Origin of the sequence: Flagellimonas crocea, assembly GCF_033441595.1 — a bacterium.
GTDB classification, from domain to species: Bacteria; Bacteroidota; Bacteroidia; order Flavobacteriales; family Flavobacteriaceae; genus Flagellimonas; species Flagellimonas crocea.
Genome location: NZ_JAUZVX010000003.1, coordinates 859306 through 865426, shown reverse-complemented (window position 1 = coordinate 865426; position 6121 = coordinate 859306). Strand labels below are relative to the sequence as shown.

Genomic DNA, 6121 nt, shown 5'->3' with positions numbered 1-6121 from the left:
TGGCTGGGGACCTCCAAGGAGCGGCCCTACAAAAAGGACATGTACCACCCGGGCAACTGGAGAAAATTGATGGACTACGGCTGTGGTACCCTGGGCGATATGGGCGTCCATATCTTTGACACGCCCTACAACGCACTGGAACTGGATGTGCCCAGGACCATCATGACGGAGTGCCGTCCCACGAACGGATTCGGTTTCCCCGAAAAGAACACCGTGACCTATGAGTTCCCGGGCACCAAGTACACGGGCAAGTCCCTAAAATGGATCTGGTACGATGGCCCAGGGGCCCCCGAGATGCACGAGGACCTGATGTTGCCGGGCATGGAAACGAAAAAGGACAAAGAGGCCAACAAGAAAAGTGGCGAAACCAACATTTCCCTGGACGCCGGGGTTGCGGGCGAGAACGAACTGCCGGAACAGGGCGCCATGTTCGTAGGCACGAAAGGACGCCTGTTGCTGCCCCACTTTATGCAATTGCCCAAAAAGATCGTCCGTGGCAAATATGTCGATATTTCCAAGGAGATCGCCAAGGTATCCGAAGAGCATAATCTGGGCGAGCCAATAAGAAATTATGGCACCGAAGGGCCCAAGCACTACCACCAATTCGTGGATGCCTGTTTGGGCAAGGGAGAAACAACAGCGCCATTTGATTATGCCGCCAGATTGACCGAGACCATTCTCTTGGGGACCATTGCAGGACGATTCCCAGGGGAAACCTTGCACTGGGACGCCGAAACGGCACAGTTCCAAGAAGAAAAGGCAAACAAATATCTGTCCGGAGACTACAGAGATTTTTAAAAAGACAATGAACAGATAATGCCAACGACCCAAGAATATTGGTTGAGTGGTCCTATACCTGATGTTCCTGTATTATTGCAACCTGCGGCCCATGCCTTGTTGCAATCGGTACGGGAGGTAAAAGCGTATTTGGAGGATTTTCCAGAAGAAAAGCTTTGGGAAAATCCTTTTGGTCGCGCTTCGGTCGGGTTTCATTTACGTCACATTACTGGGGTTTTGGACCGCATGCTCACCTATGCAGACAGTAACACGTTGACCGAGGAACAATTTGATTTTTTAAAGAATGAAGGTAATGGAAATCATGCGACATCGTCTCAAGAGTTGATCAACAGTTTTGAAGCAAAGGTCAATAAAGCCTTGGAATATTTTAAAAACACATCCGAGTCCATACTAACCGAAGAACGTTTTGTGGGGCGTAAAAAATTGCCATCAACGGTTACTGGATTGCTGTTCCATGCCGCCGAGCACAGTCAACGCCATGTGGGACAATTGTTGGTGACGGTTAGCGCATTGAAAAATCAATAAGTCAGTTATGAATGGACTACACCAGCGTTTTTGTTTTTTATTTTTCATATTGCCAGTATTGATGCTAGCACAAAGCAGACTTAGAGATCATGGTGTTGAAGTAGGCGTGTTGCGTCCAGGGACTTTAAATGCCATCACCGATGTTCCAGGGGTAAAAGTGGGTCAATTTACCTTAAACCAAGGAGATGATATTCGAACGGGCGTCACCGCAATTCTACCCCACTCAGGAAATATCTTTCAGGAAAAAGTGCCTGCTGCCATCTACGTGGGCAATGGGTTTGGCAAGTTGGCAGGATATACCCAAGTAAAAGAGCTGGGCAATCTGGAAACACCCATCATATTGACCAATACCTTGAGTGTTCCCACGGCTGTAAATGCCGTCATCGGTTATACGCTCAATCAACCTGAAAACGAAAATGTCCGTTCCGTAAATGCCGTGGTCGGCGAAACCAACGATGGCTACCTCAACGATATTCGAGGCCGTCACATCACAGAAGAGCATGTGCTTAAAGCCATTAAAAATGCATCAACGGGCCCTGTGGCAGAAGGAAGTGTCGGAGCAGGAACAGGAACCATTTGTTTTGGTTTCAAAGGCGGCATCGGAACATCATCCAGAGTATTGCCAAAGCAATCAGGAGGGTATACCGTAGGCGTATTGGTACAGACCAATTTTGGAGGTGTTTTGCAAGTAGCTGGAGTGGAAGTGGGTAAAAAACTGGAGCATTATTCCGATAGTTTTAAATATTCCCCCGATGGTTCCTGTATGATGGTCGTACTCACCGATGCACCGTTGGACTCCAGAAATTTGGAGCGTTTGGCCAAACGGGCCATGTTGGGGCTTTCGCGCACAGGCGGCATTGCAAGCAATGGTAGCGGTGATTACGTGATTGCCGTTTCTACGGCAGAGGCATGCCGAATTCCTTATGAGAGTGAAAATCCGATTCAGAATGTTCCGACCTTGAGAAATGAGGCCATGACCCCACTGTTCCTTGCCACCATCGAAACGACCGAGGAAGCTATTCTGAATTCCCTTTTTGCAGGAGAAACCATGATCGGTAGAGATGGGCATAAAATTGAGGCACTTCCAAAGGAAAAAGTTTTGGAAATGTTGAGGGAAGCAGGCAAAATCGACTGATTATTTTTCCAACTGTAACAATCCTACGTCATTTCATACTAATCTAACGGAAACGATCTTCTTTTTTTATAAATTAAGCATCAATTAAACTAAAAACACGACCATGGATATTTTTGGAAAAATAAAGGAAAAACTCAGCAACGAGTTCATTGACATTGTTGAGTGGCTGGACTACACGGACGATACCATTGCCCACCGTTTTGAGCGGTATCAGAATGAAATAAAAAATGGCGCCAAACTGATTGTGCGCGAAGGGCAGACCGCGGTTTTCATCAACGAAGGGCAGCTGGCCGATGTATTTGGCCCAGGCACCTACGACCTCACTACGAAAAACTTGCCTATTTTGGCCACCTTGAAAGGTTGGAAATATGGGTTCAACTCGCCTTTTAAAGCTGAGGTATATTTTGTAAACACCCATTTGTTCACTGACGAGAAATGGGGAACCAAAAGTCCGATTACGTTAAGTGATGACCGTTTTGGTCTTGTAGAGATACGGGCTTTCGGAACCTATGCCTTTAAAATTTCCGATGCGGGAAAATTCATAAAAGATATCGTTGGTACGGATAGCAACTTTACCAATTTTGAGATTAATGAGCACTTAAAAAGTTTGATCGCTACACGGTTCACCAATACTGTTGGACAGGCCAATCTGCCCATTGAATTGTATGCGGCCAATACCACCGAACTTTCGGATACGTGTCGCGAGGTTATGTCGCCCGAGTTTGAAAGTGTAGGGATTTCCTTGGAGAAATTCTACATCGAGAACGTATCCATGCCAGAAGACCTCAAAAAGGAAATTTTCGAATACAGCCGTATCGATAAGCTTGATTTGGACAAATTGACCAAATTCAAAACCGCGAAGGCAATCGAGGCCGCTGCCCAAAACGAGGGCGGAACCGCAGGTGCTGGAATGGGCATGGGAATGGGATTTGTTTTGGCCCAACAAATGGGCGGTATGATGGGCGGAAATACGCAAGCAGCCCCGCAACAAGCAGCACAGCCTACGGGAGGAGCCGTGCCGCCACCAATGCCAACACAGACCATGTACTATTATGCATCCAACGGGGTGCAGCATGGCCCAGTAACCTTTGAACAAATGCAATCTTTGTTCGCTTCGCGAACCATCAATCGTGATAGTTTGGTATGGAAACAGGGCATGTCGGCCTGGACAGCCTTGAAAGAAGTGGATGAGTTGAAATCGTTCTTGGGAGGCAATACGCCACCTCCATTACCAACGGAATAATCATTTCAATGCCATTTCGAAATGAGTTGCTCAGCAACGATTGAGAAATCTTAGCGTTGCAATTTAGATTTCTCAGTCGTAAACTCCTTCGAAATGACAAACGGAACATTAATTATACTATCATTCCTGTTAAAGCAGGGATTCTTAAACCATCAAGATTCCCGTTTTCACGGGAATGAAGATATGGAAGAGCAAAAAATCCAAAAGACCGAACTCAAAAAAGCCTGCACCAATTGCGGGGCGGAGCTTAAATACAAACCCGGCACCACCAGTATTAGTTGCGAATATTGTGGGCACCAGGAGACCATTGTTTTGGATGAAAGTGGGTTCGAGGAATTGGAGCTGTACCCATTTTTACAGGAAATGGGCTCGCAAAAGCATAGCGAGGAAATTTCCATGATGCACTGTAAAAATTGTGGTGCCGACCAACACGTGGAGGAAAACTATAAATCGCTCCATTGTGTGTATTGCGGTCAGCCCTTGGTTATAGAGGACGCTTATAAAGAAAAGTGGATTTTGCCGGGCGCGGTCTTGCCCTTTCAAATTGATAAAAAAAAGTCGTTTCTAATTTTTAAGAACTGGGTAAAACGTTTGTGGTTTGCCCCGAACAACCTAAAAAAAGCGTCTCTCGACCCTCAATTTACCAAAGGGCTTTATCTGCCCTATTGGACTTTTGATGCACAACTGTATGCTTCCTACACGGGCCAACGGGGCGAATATTATTACGAGACCAAAAGGGTTCGCAACTCCAATGGTAAAATGGTGACCCAACGGGTCAGGAAGACCAGATGGTACCCAGCAGCTGGAGAAGTTTCAGGTTTTGTGGACGATACCTTGATCAAGGCATCTCACCAAAAGGCTGGAAGAATCCCTGGAAAGATCGCCTTTTGGGATTTGAAAAAACTTCAACCCTTCAACAGCGGTTTTTTATCCGGATTTGTCACGGAAAAATATACCATTCCATTAAAAGATGGACACCTTCACTCCAAAGAAGTGGCACGTGGTATTGCTGATACCTGGTGCCGACGCGATATTGGTGGGGATACCCAGCGTGTAACCAGTATGGACATGAAATTGACCGAAGAGACTTTCAAACACATTTTATTGCCCGTTTATGTAAGCGCCTACCGATACAATGGCAAGGAGTACAACTTTTTTATCAATGGGGAAAACGGGCAAATTTCGGGTACACGACCTTATAGTTTCTGGAAAATATTCTTTACTGTTCTGGCTGTGTTGGCGGTTATCGGAGTGATTGTTTTTCTGTCCAAGAAATAATCAATCCAAAAACACCAAACAAACAGGGTTAGGGTGTTCCGTCTCATTCAAAAAAGTCAGGGTTCCGTTTTCCTTATCTCTTTTGAAAACCACGATGTTGCTGGTCTTTTTGTTGGCGACCAACAAGAACTCTCCCGTAGGGTCCATGGAGAAGTTTCGGGGCCAATCCCCGCGAACCGATTCCCTTCCGACCAATTCCAATTTTCCTGAAGTACGATCCACAGCAAAAATTACGATGGTGTTTTCCCCACGGTTGGAACCGTACAAAAACTTTCCATCGGGTGATAGGTGAAGGTCGGCACAAAAGCTTTCCCCATCAAAATCGGGAGCCAAGGTTGGAACCACTTGAACTTCTTGGTAATTTCCGTTCTCAACCCTTTCAAAAACTGAAATGGTACTGTTCAGTTCATTGATGACGTAAAGTAGTCGACCATCATTACCAAAGGTAAAATGGCGTGGCCCTGCCCCATCTTCAAATGGTATTGAATTTTGTTCGGCAGGAACGAACTTGCCCCCTTGTCGATTGTATCGTTTTATGGCATCCAAGCCCAAATCCGTAACCATAAGTCCATCAGCGTTGAACTGGGCCATATGGGCGTGCGATGTTTTCACGGAGTCCAGTTTTGTATGGTCGATGATCTGTGGGTCATCTGCCAGTGAGCCATCTTTATTTAGAGAAAAAACGGAAACATTGCCGCCTGTGTAGTTGGCAACGGCCAAATGCCCATCACCAGAAAGTGATACATGACAGGGATGTGCTCCTTGGGTTCCCATGCTATTTTGAAGTTCCAGAAGATCCTTGTTCAAACGAAAGGCAGTTACTGCTCCGCCCAAGCTATCGAAATCATCGGTTTCCTGCACGGCATAGAGGTTGCTTTTATCTTCTGAAATAGCCAAGTAGGATGGGTTTGTCAATTTAGCTGCCAGTTTTTGATTGGAAAGCTCCCCTGTATTTGTATCAAAAGTATAGGTATAGATTCCTTCACTATCGCCATCGGTATAGGTTCCAACAAATAAGGTGTACATGGGTTTTTCTTCAGGTTTTTCGGAGCAGGCCAATGCTGAAATTAGAGCTACGCCCGCAAGAATAAATTTTTTCATGGATGTTTAGTTAAACGACCCAAATTAAACATTCTAGATCA

5 protein-coding genes and 1 pseudogene are annotated in these 6121 nt (G+C 45.8%); 5 read left to right on the top strand and 1 reads right to left on the bottom strand.

Features of this window, described 5'->3' with window-relative positions:
* The 5 genes and pseudogenes from SD449_RS13320 to SD449_RS13300 all read left to right on the top strand — a co-directional run.
* Positions 1-798: pseudogene (locus SD449_RS13320) on the top strand (gfo/Idh/MocA family oxidoreductase); the annotation flags it as partial.
* An 18-nt stretch (positions 799-816) separates the two neighbouring features.
* A complete protein-coding gene (locus tag SD449_RS13315) occupies positions 817-1323 on the top strand; it encodes a DinB family protein (protein WP_207031383.1) in 507 nt (168 codons plus the stop codon).
* A gap of 61 nt (positions 1324-1384) precedes the next feature.
* Positions 1385-2458, top strand: a complete 1074-nt coding sequence (locus tag SD449_RS13310; RefSeq protein ID WP_318311232.1) for a DmpA family aminopeptidase — start codon at positions 1385-1387, stop codon at positions 2456-2458.
* A gap of 103 nt (positions 2459-2561) precedes the next feature.
* Positions 2562-3701 (top strand): SPFH domain-containing protein, encoded by a 1140-nt coding sequence (locus tag SD449_RS13305; protein WP_318311230.1) that lies wholly within the window; start codon positions 2562-2564, stop codon positions 3699-3701.
* Positions 3702-3884: 183 nt separating this feature from the next.
* Entirely contained in the window at positions 3885-4979 is a 1095-nt protein-coding gene (locus tag SD449_RS13300; RefSeq protein WP_318311243.1) for a DNA helicase PriA, read from the top strand.
* Here the strand turns inward: SD449_RS13300 and SD449_RS13295 are convergent, their stop codons facing one another.
* Complete coding sequence (locus tag SD449_RS13295; RefSeq protein ID WP_318311229.1) at positions 4980-6080, bottom strand: lactonase family protein; 1101 nt, start codon at positions 6078-6080, stop codon at positions 4980-4982.
* Positions 6081-6121 lie beyond the last annotated feature (41 nt).